This is a genomic window from Thomasclavelia spiroformis DSM 1552 (assembly GCF_025149465.1).
Classification (GTDB): Bacteria; Bacillota_I; Bacilli_A; order Erysipelotrichales; family Coprobacillaceae; genus Thomasclavelia; species Thomasclavelia spiroformis.
In genome coordinates, this window is sequence record NZ_CP102275.1 from 255595 (window position 1) to 272662 (window position 17068).

The 17068-nt window shown below is 30.1% G+C and carries 16 protein-coding genes and 2 riboswitches; of the genes, 13 read left to right on the forward strand and 3 right to left on the reverse strand.

All coding sequences use genetic code 11. The annotated features are described in order from the left end of the window. Positions 1–1413: an IS91 family transposase gene (locus NQ543_RS01070; RefSeq protein WP_004608941.1), complete on the reverse strand. Its 1413-nt coding sequence runs from the start codon at positions 1411–1413 to the stop codon at positions 1–3. 149 nt (positions 1414–1562) lie between these two features. On the opposite strand from NQ543_RS01070, the gene NQ543_RS01075 reads away from it, so the two are divergent. Continuing rightward, positions 1563–2024: a phage holin family protein gene (locus NQ543_RS01075; RefSeq protein ID WP_004610654.1), complete on the forward strand. Its 462-nt coding sequence runs from the start codon at positions 1563–1565 to the stop codon at positions 2022–2024. Continuing rightward, a complete protein-coding gene (locus NQ543_RS01080) occupies positions 2017–2334 on the forward strand; it encodes a hypothetical protein (RefSeq protein ID WP_004610653.1) in 318 nt (105 codons plus the stop codon). Before NQ543_RS01075 ends, NQ543_RS01080 begins: the two co-directional genes overlap by 8 nt. On the opposite strand, the gene NQ543_RS01085 is transcribed toward NQ543_RS01080, so the two are convergent. After that, entirely contained in the window at positions 2318–2746 is a 429-nt protein-coding gene (locus NQ543_RS01085) for a VanZ family protein (RefSeq protein ID WP_004610652.1), read from the reverse strand. The two genes, NQ543_RS01080 and NQ543_RS01085, sit on opposite strands and share 17 nt — an antisense overlap. A gap of 111 nt (positions 2747–2857) precedes the next feature. Next, positions 2858–2932, forward strand: a riboswitch (glycine riboswitch). Further along, positions 2933–3020: riboswitch (glycine riboswitch) on the forward strand. It abuts the riboswitch before it with no gap. 53 nt (positions 3021–3073) lie between these two features. Here NQ543_RS01085 and NQ543_RS01090 point away from each other — a divergent pair. The 3 genes from NQ543_RS01090 to NQ543_RS01100 all read left to right on the forward strand — a co-directional run bounded on the left by NQ543_RS01090 (position 3074) and on the right by NQ543_RS01100 (position 5132). Beyond that, positions 3074–4447, forward strand: coding sequence for an alanine/glycine:cation symporter family protein (locus tag NQ543_RS01090; RefSeq protein ID WP_004610651.1), 1374 nt, complete (start codon positions 3074–3076; stop codon positions 4445–4447). A gap of 253 nt (positions 4448–4700) precedes the next feature. Next, positions 4701–4886, forward strand: a complete 186-nt coding sequence (locus NQ543_RS01095; protein WP_004610650.1) for a hypothetical protein — start codon at positions 4701–4703, stop codon at positions 4884–4886. A gap of 15 nt (positions 4887–4901) precedes the next feature. Further along, a complete protein-coding gene (locus tag NQ543_RS01100) occupies positions 4902–5132 on the forward strand; it encodes a hypothetical protein (RefSeq protein ID WP_004610649.1) in 231 nt (76 codons plus the stop codon). Between the two features lie 3 nt (positions 5133–5135). Here NQ543_RS01100 and abc-f read toward each other — a convergent pair whose 3' ends face one another. After that, on the reverse strand, positions 5136–6995 hold the full coding sequence (abc-f, locus tag NQ543_RS01105; RefSeq protein ID WP_039904733.1) for a ribosomal protection-like ABC-F family protein: 1860 nt from the start codon (positions 6993–6995) through the stop codon (positions 5136–5138). Between the two features lie 392 nt (positions 6996–7387). Here abc-f and NQ543_RS01110 point away from each other — a divergent pair, with 392 nt between their 5' ends. From NQ543_RS01110 to NQ543_RS01145, 8 genes are all read left to right on the forward strand, one after another. Further along, a complete protein-coding gene (locus NQ543_RS01110; protein WP_004610646.1) occupies positions 7388–8974 on the forward strand; it encodes an ABC transporter substrate-binding protein in 1587 nt (528 codons plus the stop codon). Between the two features lie 94 nt (positions 8975–9068). Next, the gene (locus NQ543_RS01115; RefSeq protein WP_039904731.1) at positions 9069–10004 is read left to right on the forward strand and encodes an ABC transporter permease; all 936 of its coding nucleotides are present in this window, start codon (positions 9069–9071) and stop codon (positions 10002–10004) included. A 1-nt stretch (position 10005) separates the two neighbouring features. Next, positions 10006–10872 carry an ABC transporter permease gene (locus NQ543_RS01120; RefSeq protein WP_004610644.1) on the forward strand — a complete coding sequence of 289 codons (867 nt, stop codon included), beginning with the start codon at positions 10006–10008 and terminating at the stop codon, positions 10870–10872. Positions 10873–10883: 11 nt separating this feature from the next. Beyond that, positions 10884–11885 (forward strand): ABC transporter ATP-binding protein, encoded by a 1002-nt coding sequence (locus tag NQ543_RS01125; RefSeq protein ID WP_004610643.1) that lies wholly within the window; start codon positions 10884–10886, stop codon positions 11883–11885. Then, on the forward strand, positions 11885–12874 hold the full coding sequence (locus tag NQ543_RS01130) for an ABC transporter ATP-binding protein (protein ID WP_004610642.1): 990 nt from the start codon (positions 11885–11887) through the stop codon (positions 12872–12874). The genes NQ543_RS01125 and NQ543_RS01130 overlap by 1 nt, the downstream gene beginning before the upstream one ends. Positions 12875–12894: 20 nt before the next feature. Then, positions 12895–13935, forward strand: a complete 1041-nt coding sequence (locus NQ543_RS01135; protein WP_004610641.1) for a M42 family metallopeptidase — start codon at positions 12895–12897, stop codon at positions 13933–13935. A 209-nt stretch (positions 13936–14144) separates the two neighbouring features. Continuing rightward, a complete protein-coding gene (locus tag NQ543_RS01140) occupies positions 14145–16070 on the forward strand; it encodes an aconitate hydratase (protein WP_039904729.1) in 1926 nt (641 codons plus the stop codon). Beyond that, positions 16070–17065, forward strand: coding sequence for an isocitrate/isopropylmalate dehydrogenase family protein (locus NQ543_RS01145; RefSeq protein WP_004610639.1), 996 nt, complete (start codon positions 16070–16072; stop codon positions 17063–17065). The genes NQ543_RS01140 and NQ543_RS01145 overlap by 1 nt, the downstream gene beginning before the upstream one ends. Positions 17066–17068: the final 3 nt, after the last annotated feature.

Here is a 17068-nt window from a genome sequence, read left to right on the forward strand (position 1 = left end):
TCAGTCCATCCCTGTTGCTGCTGGTCTGGTTCGACTTTTGAGATACTTTGAGTTGTAGATGCATCCGTTTCGATATCGTCTGTCATTTTTTATCCCTCCTTCAAAAGGATCATATGTCTCTGCATAATTCATTATTTCTCCACATGTACATAGTAGAGGATCCCTCTGAAATGATTGTATCATATAATATCTGAAATGTGTCTTTTCCTTATTTATTTTAGCTGCTGCTGCTCTTTCTTTTTTGTACTGAACTTTACGTTTAAGTTTTTTTCCAACCAGTTCTGCCATTCTGTCATATGTCTTTAAACTTTTGTTTGCATAGAATCCAAAATATCTTACCATCTTAAAATTTCTTTCAGGACAGTGTAGAACAACATTATTGATAAAACTGGTAACTGGTTCGATTACATCAATACGCTTATCATCTTCGTGTCGGTGATAAAACCAGTGAACTGTTTTATTGATATCATCATATTTTACTATCCTGCTTTCGGCCATGACCGGTCTGCTGGTATACCTGGTGATATATTTAACGCAATCATTGATATCGTCTTCATCCTGATCTTTTTTGAATTTAGGAGCATGGACATAGAAACCTTCAGTGTATTTAGTATAATACCAGAGTTTTAGTCTTCTGAAGGTCTCATTGTTACCGATTCTTTTATCAAGATAATCAAGTAGCTGATATCGCCATGTCTGTCTTAGTTTTTTATAGGACATAAAGGAAAAGTTTTTAATTTTATCATTTTTTGTATCGTATGCATCTTCACATACTAAAATATGAATATGAGGATTCCATTGGAGATTACGCCCAAAAGTATGCAATGAAGCGATAGCACCAAATATAATATTATTTCTGGTATCTTTGTAGAGATATTTGGATTTGTGCTTTGTTTTTTTGCAGATATGATTCTTTTTAAATCTGTTTTTCATTTTACGGTATTTACAGTCATTGAAAAGAGAAGCCAGTACATTGCGAGATACAGTGAAGAAACCCTCAAGAAGAGATCTGTCTTTTAAAAAGAAAGGTCTAAGTTCTTTAGGGATAGTAAAAACAATGTGTCGATGTTTTGATTCAAAAGCCATAGCAGAAACATGAGCAGCACGTTGCTGGGCAGCTTTTGAACCGCATTTGCTGCAGAATCTGGAAGAACAGGTATGAGGGACAATAGTTTCATGACCGCAGTTAGGGCATTCGAAAAGATCGAAACCTAAATAAACAGAGGAGCAAAGAATAGTTTTTTGAATATTATCAAAAGTAATATCACGCAATTTACCAGAAAGATAAAGATTGTGAATATATTCAAAATTATCAAAGAAAATGTATTTAAAAGATTCTTTAGAATTTTTTTTAAAATATTGTCTTAAATTAAAAAGAGCTAATGTATCAGTAGGTACAGCTAAATCAATCATCTAAAATCACCAGTTCTATTATAAAACAAAAAAAGGGAGATAATCATAAAAGTTGTGATTTATCACCCAATGGACAAAATTTATTTTTGTCCTTTTTTTATGTTTACACCTTTTTTTGTTTTTGGAATAAAATATTATGAGGTGAGAAAGTGAATAGTTTAAGTGAGTTGAATTATATAGATTCATATAATGCGATTGTTGGTGGGATTGTAACTTTTTTAACAATGGTTTTAGGAGAACATTGGATTTTGTTTGTTTTGTTTTTGTTATTTAATGTAATTGATTTTATTACAGGATGGATGAAGGCAAGGATGACTAAAAAAGAAAATTCAATTAAAGGATTTAAAGGAGTTATAAAAAAATTAGGGTATTGGTTAATTATTCTAGTTTCTTTTAGTACATCAGTCTTGTTTATTGAAATAGGTGAAGTGTTAAAAATTGATTTAAGTATTACGACGATGTTAGGTTGGTTTGTTTTAGCTTCTTTGGCAATAAATGAAATTAGATCGATTATTGAAAATATTGTAGAATGCGGCTATAAAGTGCCACAGATTTTGATAAAGGGATTGGATATTGCAAACAAAGTAATCAATAAAAAAGAAGATGATTAAGGTGTTCAATATTAAGTTGGACTCATATAGTTTTACAGGTATGGCAGTTATTGTGGGATATTTGTTAACTAATGAATTTGATGTTCTTGAACAAGCAGCGTTAGGTGCATGGTTTAATGTTGTAGGCGATATTTTAGCTTCTAATTCATCATTTAGTGCTATTTTAGAAGAACAAAGTGATAATTTTGATTTAGAGGGACAAAAAGACGATACAGAAATTGATTTAGAAACTATAGATAAAGCGATTGATAAATTAAAGGAGAGTATTGAAAAAATAAAAAAAGAAAAGAAATTTAATAATGATGATTAGACTTCTTTTCTTTTTGCCATAAATAGATGATTGAAAGCATTATTATCATCCCAGTAGTATCGATTATTACATCTTTAAATTGACCGCTACGACCAGAAATAAATATTTGATGAAATTCATCACTGCACGCATATAAAATAGAGATTATTAAAGATATTAATAGCTTATATTGATATTTAATTGTTTTATGTAAACCATAATATATTAATAGAAATAATATCGCATATTCACACATATGTGCAATTTTTCGAATAATAAATGTTAAAATATTTAAATCAACATTTATAAATCTTAAAATAATTTGTGCAATAAAGTTGCTTTGATTTGATGAATCATTCCCATTTGTATGAGACATAATAAAGATAAAAATCATCCAAATAATAGCAGGTATAAAATATCTAATTTTTTTCATAAAATCATTATAAACTAGTAGTATAAAAATAACAAATAATAATTTTATTATATATTTATAAAAAAAGTTTGCAATTGTATACAATTAGCGTATAATGGATATGTATATCGGATGATAATGGCGAAAGAGATTCTAAAAGAACACCGAAGAGTTAAAGATTTCAGGTAAAAGGATCGCTATTGGACGAACCATTGGAGAGACTTATTGAATTAAGCACCGAAGGAGCAAACCTATATATAGGTGAAACTCTCAGGTAAAAGGACAATGGCTTAAATAGTTTTTTTTCATTATTAATTCCGACTTAATTATTTAAGAAGGAGTTTTTTTATGGAGTTTTTTACAGAATTATTGAAGAAAATTAATGAATTGGTATGGGGATTACCGTTAATTTGTTTATTGTTAGGAACAGGGATTTATTTTACGTATAAATTAAAATTAATACAATTAATCAAATTAAAATTGGCATTTAAATTAATTTTTAAAAAAGAAAACAATAAAGAAGGTGATGTTTCTAGTTTTCAAGCTTTGTGTACAGCTTTGTCATCAACTGTAGGAACTGGAAATATTGTAGGGGTTGCTACAGCGATAGCTGCAGGTGGTCCAGGAGCATTGTTTTGGATGTGGGTTTCTGCATTTTTTGGAATGGCAACTAAATATGCTGAAGGATTATTAGCGATTCGTTATCGGGTCAAAGATGAAAATGACCAGATGGCTGGCGGTCCCATGTATTATTTAGAACGTGGGTTGGGTAATAAGTTTTTAGCAAAATTGTTTGCTTTTTTTGGAGTAGCAGTAGCCTTGTTAGGAATTGGGACATTTACGCAAGTTAAATCTATTTCTGATGCGATGTTTTTATCGTTTAATATCCCACCTTATGTAACAGCAATTATTCTTACAATCTGTGTGGGATTTATTACTGTAGGCGGGATTAAAAGAATTGCAAATGTGGCTGAAAAAGTAATTCCTTTGATGTGCGTGTTTTATATTGGCGGAGTTGTAATCATTTTAGTTACGCATTTAAATGTAATTCCTCATGTAATTATGTTAGTTATTCAATCTGCTTTTAATCCTCAAGCGGCATTGGGTGGAGGCGTTGGTATTACTATGGTGATGGCAATGCAAAAAGGAATTAGTAGAGGTATTTTTTCTAATGAAAGTGGTTTAGGTAGTGCTCCAATTGCAGCAGCAGCTGCTAAAACTGATTCATGTGTTGAACAAGGGCTTGTATCGATGACCGGAACTTTTATTGATACGATTGTTATTTGTACAATGACCGGACTTGCGATTTTACTTACAAATAGTCATACAAGTGGTTTAGAAGGAGCAGCAATGACAACACTTGCGTTTAATAAAGGATTGTTTATTCCGATGATTGGTAAATATGTTGTTAATATTGGTCTTATTTTCTTTGCATTTACAACTATTATTGGATGGAATTATTATGGTGAAAGATGTATGTACTATTTAAAAGGATTGAAAGCAATTCCTTATTATAAATTTATTTTTATTGTGTTTATTGCTATTGGTCCATTTATGTCTTTAGAGTTTATTTTCATTTTGGCAGATATTGTTAATGGATGTATGGCACTTCCAAATTTAATAGGATTAATTGGACTTAGAAAAGAGATTGTTATGGAAACGCAGGCGTATTTTAAAAAAGATAAAGATTCGATTGTTTTAGAAGAATTTGTATGTGAATAAAAAATATAAATAGGATGTAATAATGCAGATAACTTTATTACATCCTATTTTTTAGTATTTTTAATTAAAAAGACATAATTTTATATAAATTAAAATCTAATTATTGTAGTAAATCTAAAGATTTTTTATGTTATTACTTTGTTTGACAAAATATTTATTTAAAATGTGATTTATTTATTAGGTGCTTATTATTCATAAAAAATTATTTTATGAATATAGTTTAATTAGATAGTCAATTTTGGAGGAATATTATATGTTAATAAAACCATTAATGTTAGGAGTTTCAATTACCTTAGCACTATTATCTTTAACTATATTACTACGATTTCTTATTTATCCATTATGGTTAAATATAAAACCTAAAAGAAAACAAACAACAAATATTGATTATCAAGATAAGACAATTGAAATTAGAATAAACCATAAGTTAGTTAGCTGATGGGGAGGTGGGGAAATGGTAAATTTATTACTTGATAATAATAGTTTTAAAAAGATTAATAGTGGTGCTATCAGTCATTTAATTGTTTGTAAAGAAGAAGGAATTAAGCAAGGGGATTTTGTTTTTTTAAGTAATAGTGATAATAGAAATAATTGTATTGTAAAGGTTAATTATGTTGATTGTGAAGGATCAGGGGTTGAAGAGAATTATTGTATATTGAATGTAAAAAAAGTAAAAGCGGTATAAAAATTATACCGCTTGAAGCATTTCCCATTCTTCCATAAGTTCATTAAGTTGAGTTTCTAAAACATTTATTTCATCATTTATTTGATTATATTTTTGATAATCATTTAATACTTCATCACTTTGTAGTTGTTCAGTTAATGTTTTGATTTGGTTTTCGATATTTGAAATATTTGTTTCTACTTTTTTTATTTTATTTTGTTGTTTTCGATATAGTGCATTTTGTTGCTTCATACTTAAATAATCTTTGTTTTCTTTTTTTATAGGTTTATCAATGATTTTATGATTAAAATATGTATCATAATTACCGTCATAACTAATTGCTTGATTATTTGTTAATTCGATTACTCTAGTAGCAACTTTGTTGATAAAGTAACGATCATGACTAATAAAGAAAATAGTTCCCTCAAATTGATTCAAAGCATCTTCAAGTACTTCTTTTGAAGCAATATCTAAGTGGTTGGTAGGTTCATCAAGAATTAAAAAATTAGCTTGTTTCAATAAAATTTCAGTTAATACAACACGACCTTTTTCACCACCAGATAATAATGAAATTTCTTTAAACACATCATCACCTTTAAAATTAAATAAAGCTAAAGTATTACGTATTTCAGTATTTGTCATTTTAGGGAAATTATCACTAATTTCATTAAAAATTGTTTTATTCATTGAAAGTGTTTGATGTTCTTGATCATAATATGCAATATCTACTTTACTACCAAATTTAATTTTACCAAGATATGGAGTTAATAAATTTAAAATGGTTTTAAATAAAGTTGTTTTACCAATACCATTATCACCAACAAGAGCAACACGTTCTTGTTTTTTTATATCAATATTAATATTTTGAAATAATATATCATCAAATTTGACCGCAAGATTTTCAATTTTTAAAACATCAAATCCAGATTCACGATTAGGTTTAAAATTAATTGTAATCGTATCAGGTAAATTTTCTGGACGTTCAATTCGTTCTATTTTAGCTAATTGTTTTTCTTTGGATTCAGCTCGTTTGATTTGTTTTTCGCGATTAAAAGATTTTAAAGTATCAATACTTTCTTGGATACGTTTAATTTCTTTTTGTTGATTGATATAATGTTTTAAATCTACTGCTCTTTGTTTTTTCTTTAAAATAGAGTATTCATTATATTTACATTTATATGTTTTAGATTTACCGTTTTCTATTTCAATAATTTTATTAGATACTTGATCAATAAAATAGCGATCATGACTTACTATTATAAGGGCATGAGGATAATTTTTTAAATAGCCTTCTAGAAAATTAATTGCCATACTATCTAAATGGTTAGTAGGTTCGTCAAGCAATAACAATTTAGGTTCTTGTAATAGCATTCTAGCAAGAGCTAATCTTGTTTTTTGACCTCCGGATAACATCGATACCTTATAATTAAATTCTTCTTCACTAAAACCGAGTCCTTTTAATACACCTGTTAATTTACTTGGATAACTATAACCATCTTTTTGTTGAAACTCATGAGTTAGACGATCATATTCACTTAATATTTTTTCGCTTTGATTATTTGACATCATTGTTTCTAATTCACGTAATTTATTTTCAATGGCAATTAATGATGAAAACACATCTAAACCCGTTTCATATACTGTTTTATTCATATTTAAATCATGCTGTTGCTTTAAGTAACTTAATGATAAGTCCTTGTTACAAAAAAGATTTCCACTATCATACTCTTCTTCACCTGATATAATTTTTAAAATAGTAGTTTTCCCTGCACCGTTTACACCAATAATAGCAATTTTATCATGATTATCTACTTTAAAAGTTATATCTTTTAATAATGGAATTCCCTGAAAAGATTTTTTTATATTTGAACATTCTATTAACATATTTATCACCGTTAGTAATTTTACCATATTTTATCAATTATTTACAGTCAACAAGATTAAAACCTCTGATTCTATTTATTGTGATCGAGATAGGTGATTTTATAATGGATGATTAAAATTTAGAGATATACTTATAATATAATAATTTTTTTGTAAAAAACAGATATTATTATAATAATATCTTTATCGATGTATACAAAGATACAATATTTTCTGTATACAATATTGAAAGGGAAAAGACGATTTGATATAATATGTGTATATTACTGGAAAAATATACATAATTTTGCAAATAAAAACATATTTTAACAAAGTAGCTGGATGTAAAATTAAATAATAATGTATACTTTTTGTGTAATATTAATAAAAAATGTATGACAGGGAGGTAAAAAATGAAAGGACTAAAAAGATTTGTTTCTGTTTTTGCAATTGCAGCTATGACAGTATCTTTAGTAGGATGCGGTGGCGGAAATAGTGAAAGCAGTGATGAAAAGGTATTTCGTTTTGGACAATCTAATCCAAAAGTTGGATTAGATATGCAAACAAATTCTAATTCAGGAGCATCATCAGTTGCTGATAATGTTGTTGAAAGCTTAATGCGTTGGAATGACGATAATGAAGAAGAATGTGTGTTGATTACCGATTTTCCAACAGTATCAGAAGATGGATTAACTTATTCTTTTGAATTAAAAGAAGATGTTAAGTTTAGTGATGGAACTGATTTAACTGCTGAGGATGTTAAATACACATTTGAAAGAATGTTTACACCAGAAACTGGCTCAGTTAATACATATATGTATGACATGATTGAAGGAGCTAGTGAAATGCTAGCTGGTACAGCTACTGAATTATCAGGAATTCAAATTCAAGATGATTATCATTTTACAATTAAATTAGCATATAAATTTGCACCATTTATTGCTAATTTAGGAATGGATTATGCATCTATTTATCCTAGTGAAGCTTGTGAAAAAGCTGGAGATCAATGGGGTAGAGGAACTAACTTGATTGGTACAGGACCTTATGTAATTGTTGAAAATGATGAAGCGACTAAAGTCGTAATGGAACCAAATAAGGATTATCATGGTGGTAAACCTAATTTAGATCGTTTGGAAGTTGTATATATTGATGATATAAGTACAAAAATGATGGAATATGAACAAGGAAATATTGATATGTGTGATTTAGATAATCAGTTATTAGATCAATATAAAAATGGTGATTTTGCTGATGAAATTACACAAATCACACCATTAGGAACATATTTCTTATCACTTAAAGTTACTGATCCAGCATTAGATAATGCTAAAGTAAGAGAAGCTATTTCACTTGCTATTAACCGTGAAGAGTTATGTGAAACAGTATTAAGTGGTGCTGCTGAACCTGCATCATCATTCTTAAATCCAGGAGTACCTGGTTATGATGATACTTTAGGAACATATGAATATAATGTTGATAAAGCAAAACAGGTTTTAGCTGAAGCGGGACTTACAAATGTTGAGTTTACTGCTAAAGTTAGAGCGAAAGAAGAAAAAATCGCTACTGCAATTCAAGCTTATTTAAAAGAAGCAGGAATTACAATGAATGTAGAAGTTATCGATAATGGTGTTTGGACATCATCTCGTAGCGAAGGAAGTTTACAAGCAACTATCGTAGGATGGTTCCCATTATATGCCGATGCAGATAATCAAATGTATACATATTATTATTCTGAAAATGCAGTTGGAAAAGGTGTTTTTTATAACAATCCTGAATTCGATGCATTAATGACTGAAGCTCGTCAAACTGTTGGTGATGATGCAAAACGTGAAGAATTGTATAAACAAGCAGATTATATTTTATCTCGTGAAGACTATGCAACAATTCCTTTATATTATCCAAAATTACAGTTTGTTGCTAAACCATATGTAAAGAATGCTAAATTAGGTAACTTGATTTATCATTTATATAATATCGATATTGATTTAAGTAAAAAATAAGATTTAATTCAGAGGTAATAAATATGGAATGCATTATGCATTCCATATTCGTATCTATGGATTAATTCTTGATAAGTATGGAAGGAGGAAAAATATGGGTAAGTATTTGTTAAAACGAATATTACAAGCAATTGGGGTTATTTTTTGTATTTCTTTAATTACTTTCTTTGTTTTAAATATTGTACCTGGTAACCCAGTAGAAATTATGCTTGGTGAACAAGCTGATCAAGCTACAATTGCTCGTGTTACTCATGAAATGGGATTAGATCAACCAATTGTTACACAATATATTAATTGGTTTACTAATATGCTTCATGGTGATTTTGGAGTTTCATATTTTCAAAATCGACCAGTTATTGATATTTTAACTTCAACTTTTGCAGTTACAGCAAAATTAGCAGGTGTAGCTTATGTAATTGCTGTAATTTTAGGTGTTGGAGTAGGGGTAATTGCTGCGGTTAATCGTGGTAAATGGATTGATTCACTTTTAATGACTATTTCTGTTGTTGGTATTTCTGCACCAGCTTTCTGGATTGCAATTATCTTACAGATTGTTATTTGTTTAAAGCTGAATCTTTTGCCATTATCGGGAATAGATAGTTTTGCATCTTTTATATTACCAGGGATTGCTTTAGGAACCCGTTATGCAGCAAGTATTGCCAGAATTACTAGAACAAGTATGTTAGAAGTTTTATCACAAGATTATATCCGTACCGCTCATGCAAAAGGATTAAAAAAATGGACAGTAGTTATTAAGCATGCACTTAGAAATGCCCTAATACCAATTATAACTATTGCAGGTACAGATTTAGGAAATATTTTGACTGGTTCGGTATTAGTAGAGTCAGTATTTTCGATTCCAGGAATTGGAAAAATGCTAGTCGATAGTATTAATACTCGTGATTTGCCTATTGTACAAGGCGGAGTTATGTATATTGCTGTTATTTGTGTAATTATGTATTTAGTTATTGATATTTTATATACAGTTGCCGATCCGCGTATACGTTTAGGAAAGGAGTCTGAAAATTAATATGTTTAAGAAAAAAGATAAGACTTATCATAGTTATTGGTCGATAAGTTGGAATATATTTAAAAAGAATAAAGTGGCAATGGCTTGTTTAGGAATTGTTATTATTTTATGTTTAGTTGCTTTATTTGCACCATGGATTGCACCATATGATCCAGATGCTCAGGTTTTAACTGAACGTTTAATGCCACCAAGTGCTCAACATTGGTTTGGAACTGATGATTTGGGTCGAGATATTTTTTCAAGAATTGTATATGGTTGCCGTATTTCTTTAAGTGTTGGAGTTGTTTCACAAATTATTGCAACTGTTATTGGTTATACAATGGGAGTATGTGCAGGATACTTTGGTGGAAAAGTTGATGCTGTAATTTCTTTTATCATTCAAGTATTTTCATCTTTTCCATTCTTATTATTTGCAATTGCAATCATGTTTGTTTTAGGACCTGGTTTGGTTAATTTATATCTTGCATTAGGACTTTTAGGTTGGGCTTCTACTGCAAGGTTGATTCGTGGTGATGTAATGCGTTTAAAGAAAATGGAATATATTGATGCATGTAAGATTAGTGGGGGAAGTAGTTTTAAAATTATTATGAAACACTTATTACCTAACTGCTTATCTACGTTAATTGTAACTGTTACTTTAGGTATTCCAAGTGCTATCATGTCAGAAGCATCATTAAGCTTTTTAGGTTTAGGAGTTAGACCACCAATGTCTAGTTGGGGTTCTATGATTAGTTTTTCACAACCTTATATTAGAAGTGCAACATATTATAGTGTAATTCCAGGGTTAGCAATTATTATTACAGTATTAGCATTTAATATGTTAGGTGATGGATTACGTGATGCATTAGATCCTAAATTAAGATCGTAAGAGGTGAAAATATGAGTGAAAATAAAGAATTATTAAAAGTTAACAATCTTGGGATTACCTTTTTTACTGATCGTGGAGCTTTACCAGCTGTTCAAGAAGTTAGTTTTACAGTTCATCCCGGTGAAACTTTAGGTGTAGTAGGAGAATCTGGATGTGGGAAAAGTATGACAGCATTATCATTAATGCAATTGATTCCTTCTCCTCCTGGTAAAATTACATCGGGAGAGATTATATATAAAGGTGAGGATTTGTTAAAGAAATCAGAGCGTGAAATTCAAAATATTCGTGGTAAAGAAATTTCAATGATTTTTCAAGAGCCAATGACTTCCTTAAATCCAGTAGTTACAGTTGGTAAACAAATAATGGAAGCTGTTTTAACTCATGAAAATATTTCTAAAGAAGATGCTAAAAAAAGAGCGTTAGAAATGATTTCATTAGTTGGAATACCAATGCCTGAAAAAGTATTTGCTTCTTGTCCACATCAATTATCTGGAGGAATGAGGCAAAGAATTATGATTGCAATGGCATTATCTTGTAAACCGTCATTGTTAATTTGTGATGAACCTACAACTGCTCTTGATGTTACAATTCAGGCACAGATTTTAAAATTAATTAATCGTTTAAAATATGAAATGAATTCATCAGTATTATTGATTACCCATGACATGGGAGTAATTTCTGAAATGGCTGATAATGTTATTGTAATGTATGCTGGAAAGATTGTTGAATATACAAGTGTAAATGATTTATTTAAAAATCCGTTACATCCTTATACTGTTGGATTAATGAAATCTATTCCAGATATTGATTCTGATAGTGAAGAAGAGTTAGAAGTAATTCCTGGTTCTGTTCCAATGTTATATGAACTACCAGAAGGATGTTTTTTTGCACCTAGATGTAAATATGCAAAAGATCTTTGCCATAAAAAATGTCCAGCAATGATCGATGCAGACAATGGTCATTTAGTACGTTGTTGGAAATATCATGAAGAGTGGGAAAAGGAGGATAAGTAATGGAAAAAAATGATGATATTTTATTAAAAGTTGAACATTTAAAAAAGTATTATCCTGTTAAATCATCTTCATTAAAGCGTTCAAATGGTTTTGTCAAAGCAGTAGATGATATTAGTTTTGATGTTAAGGTTGGAGAAACTTTTGGAATTGTAGGGGAATCTGGTTGTGGTAAGTCAACAATGGGTAAGAGTGTTATTCGTTTGATTGAACCTACTGATGGTAAAGTTATTTTAGATGGACAGGATTTTACAGCATTAAAAGGAAAAGAGTTAAAAAAAGCAAGAGAAAATATTAAATTAATTTTTCAAGATCCTTATGCTTCATTAAATCCTAGAATGACAGTTAAAGATATTATTGGAGAACCAATTGATATTGCTAAAATATATAAAACAAAAAAAGAACGTGATGATCGAATTATTGAAGTAATGAAACAAGTTGGTTTAAATTTGGATTATTTGTATCGTTATCCTCATGAGTTTTCTGGAGGTCAACGTCAAAGAATCGGAATTGCTCGAGCAATTGCTTTACAGCCAAAATTAATTATTTGTGATGAACCAGTTTCAGCACTAGATGTTTCAATTCAAGCAAAAATTATTAATTTATTAAAGGAATTACAACAAAAATTAGGAATTGCATATATTTTTATCTCTCATGATTTAAGTGTTGTAAAACATATTGCTGATCGAGTAGGGGTAATGTATTTAGGAAATATGATGGAAATGGCTGATAAAAAAGCACTTTATAATAATCCATTACATCCTTATACTCAAGCATTATTTTCAGCGATTCCTAAGATTTCAAGTGAACGTATTGATGATAAAGAAATTTTGGGTGGAGATGTACCAAGTCCGGCTAATCCACCTAAAGGATGTCGTTTTGTTACAAGATGTCCTAAAGCAATGGAAATTTGTAAGTCAGTACGTCCTGAGTTAAAAGAAGTGGAACCAGGGCATAAATGTGCGTGTCATTTATATGATAATAAAAAATAAGATTAATAGAGGTATTGAAGATGGAAATTTCAGTTGATAGAAAAGAAATTGTAGAATTTTGCAAAGAGTTTATTAATGTACCAAGTCCTGTGAGCTATTATGAAGAAATTCATCCTTTTTTAGAAAAGAAAGCTAAGGAATTTGGATATGAAGTGACTTATGATCGAAAAAGAACAGGTTATATTACTTTAGAGGGTGAAGATAATTCTAAAACGGTTTGTATGGGGGCTCATCTTGATACAATTGGTTTGATTATTCGTCATATTACTGACGAAGGTCATTTAGAAGTTCGTCAATTAGGTGGAATAAATTATTCAAGTATTGAAGGTGAAGGAGTAACTATTCATACACGTGATGGTAGAAAATATCGAGGAATGGTTATTTGTAAATCACATTCAGTTCATGTGTTTGATGATGCTAGAACAGCACCACGTGATGAATTACATATGGAAGTTATTTTACACGAAGATGTTAAGTCTAAAGAAGATGTTATGAATTTAGGAATTGATCATGGTGATGTTATTTCAATTGATCCACATTTTGAATATACACCATCAGGATATGTTAAATCTCGTTTTATTGATGATAAAGCGGCAGTAGCTGCGTTGTTTGAAATGATTGCTTATTTTAAACGAAATAATTTAAAACCTAAATATCGTACATTATTAGCTTTCCCATTATATGAAGAAATTGGACATGGAGGTGCATATGTACCTGAAGAAGTAAGTGAATATGTTGCTTTAGATATTGGTTTAATTGGACCAGATTATCATGGAAATGAAACAACAGTAAGTATATGTGCAAAAGATAATTATTCTCCATATGATCGTGGATTAACTAATCGAATTATTTTGCAAGCTAAGAAAGCTAATTTAAATTATTGTGTTGATGTTTTTTACCGTTATGGAACTGATGCAAATGCAGCAATAAGAGCTGGAAATAATGTTTATGCAGCGGCTTTTGGAATGGCATGTATTAATTCACACGGAATGGAGCGTTGTCATATAAGTGCAATTGAAGAAACAGCTAAACTAGCAATAGCTTATGCTTTGGATATTTAATGGTTAGTCAAAGGGGAATTACTCCCCTATTTTTGTTTTATAGATTAATAAAAAGAGTATTTTTTATTTGTTTTAATATTTTTCTTGGTATAAAGGTGAAGTTATAATAAATTACTTAACTTATTTTAAAATTTCACATAAAGGGTTGTAATCAAGATTGTTTTTTTGTATAATTGTATGCAATATAGAGAATGCGGGGGTGTGATAGAATGGGTATGAATTTAGCATATAAAATTTTAAATAGTAAACTTAAAGAAGGAAAGTTAATTCCTGGTGAACAAATTGGGATTCAAATAGATCAAACATTAACACAGGATTCTACAGGGACTATGGCTTATCTTCAATTAGAAGCTATGAATATTAAACACGTTGCTGTTGAAAAAGCAGTAGCTTATATTGATCATAATATGTTACAAACTGGATTTGAAAATATGGATGACCATGAATTTATCCGTAGTGTAGCTAAAAAACATGGGATTGTATTTTCAAAACCAGGTAATGGAGTATGTCATCAATTACAATTGGAAAATTTTGCGAAACCTGGTAAAACATTAGTTGGTTCTGATTCACATACACCAACTTGTGGGGCAATGGGGATGATTGCAATTGGTGCTGGTGGATTAGATGTAGCTGTAGCAATGGCTACTGGTAAATATTATTTACAATGTCCAAGTGTAGTTAAAGTTAATTTGGTTGGTAAAAAGGCACCATGGGTAAGTGCTAAGGATATTATTTTATATATTTTACAACAGTTAACGGTTAAAGGTGGCGTTAATAAAATTATTGAATATACTGGCAAAGGAATTGCGTCGCTATCTTTAACAGATCGAGCAACTATTTGTAATATGGGAGCAGAACTTGGGGCGACAACTTCAATTTTCCCAACTGACAAGCGAACTAAAGAATATTTACAACAACAAGGACGAGTTGAAGATTATATTGAAATTAAAGCTGATGAAGATGCTACTTATGATCAAGAATTGACAGTTGATTTGAGTACATTAGTACCAATGACAGCTAAACCACATAGTCCTGATGCGGTTGTTCCGGTTAAAGAACTTGAAGGAATGAAAATTAATCAAGTAGTAATTGGAAGCTGTACAAATTCATCTTTTGCAGATATGATGAAAGCTGCAAAAATTTTAAAAGGAAGAAAAGTGGCTGAACATGTTTCTTTGGTAATTGCACCTGGATCTAGTTCGATTTTAGCAATGCTTGCTAAAAATGGGGCTTTAGGTGATATGGTACAGGCAGGAGCACGTATTCTTGAGTGTGGATGCGGGCCATGTATTGGTATGGGACAAGCACCTTTGTCTAAAGGAATTTCACTTAGAACAATTAACCGTAATTTTAAAGGACGTTCTGGAACTAATGATGCAAGTGTTTATTTGGTATCTCCAGAAGTGGCAGCGTTGAGTGCGATTAAAGGATATATGTCACAAGAATTTGAAGATGATATGTATTTAGCTGATGTGCCAAATACACCATTTATTAAAAATGAAAATTTCTTTATTGATGAATATGATGAAAATAATGAAGTGTATATGGGACCAAATATTAAACCAGTACCACGTGGTGATAAGATTCAAGATGAAATAACTGGAAAAGTTGTTTTAAAAGTAGGTGACAATATTTCAACTGATCATATTGTTCCTTCTGATAGTAAATTATTGCCATATCGTTCAAATGTACCATATTTAGCTAAATTTTCATTTAGTAAAGTTGATCCAGAATTTTATAATCGAGCAGTAGCTAATAATGGTGGATTTATTGTTGGTGGTGATAATTATGGACAAGGAAGTTCTCGTGAGCATGCTGCTTTAGTTCCTAATTATTTGAAAATAAAAGCTATTTTTGCAGTTTCTTTTGCAAGAATTCATCGTTCTAATTTGATTAATAATGGTATTTTACCATTAGTGATTAAAGCTGATGAACAAGATTTCTTCAATGATCATGATAGTTATAAAATTATAAATATTAAAGAAGTAGTTGAAAATAATGGAGAAGTTAAAGTTATTAATGAAAATACTAATGAGTCGATTAATGCAAGTTTAACTTTATCGCCAAGAGAAAAAGTAATGATTAAATATGGGGGATTATTAAACGCTATTAAAGAATTAGGAGGTGATTTTTAATGAAAGCTGTATTGATACCTGGAGATGGAATTGGTAAAGAAATATCAAAAAGTGTAGTTGATATTACTAAAGCGATGAATTTAGATATTGAATGGATGGAGTATCAAGCTGGTGGCGAATATGCCGCTAAAACAAAAGAGGTATTTGAACCAGGGTTAATTGATGCAATAAAAGAATATAAATGGGCGCTAAAAGGTCCAACTGCGACACCGATAGGAACAGGGTTTAGAAGCGTTAATGTTGCTTTAAGACAACAGTTTGCTACTTATGCTAATGTGCGACCAATAAAGTCTTTTAAAGGAATCAATTCTCGTTATGAAAATATTGATTTAGTTATTATCCGTGAAAATACAGAGGATTTATATAAAGGGATTGAATATATGATCAATCCTAATATGGCAAATGGAATTAAATTAATTACAAGAGAAGCAAGTGAAAAGATTTGTCGATATGCTTTTGAATATGCAAAAAATAATAATCGTAAAAAAGTAACTGCTATTCATAAAGCAAATATTATGAAATATACAGACGGATTATTTTTAGAGGCATTTAGAGATGTAGCAAAGGATTATCCAGAAATCGAAGCACAAGAAGTAATTGTAGATAATATGTGTATGCAATTAGTTATTCGTCCTGAAACATTTGATGTTTTAGTAGCGCCTAATTTATATGGTGATATCGTTTCTGATTTGTGTGCTGGATTAGTTGGTGGATTAGGATTTGCACCAAGTGGAAATATTGGCGATGAGTATCGAATTTATGAAGCTGTTCATGGTAGTGCACCTGATATTGCAGGTAAAGGTATAGCTAATCCAAGTGCATTATTATTAGCGTTTGCTTTAATGTTGGAAGCGCTAGGTAAAGTTGAAGATGCTAATAAGTTAAAAATAGCATTACAAGCAGTAGTTGAAGAAGGAATTACGATTACTCCTGATATTGGCGGTAATGCTACAACAGAAGAATTTACAGATGCAATTATAAGGAAGTTAGGGTAAGAT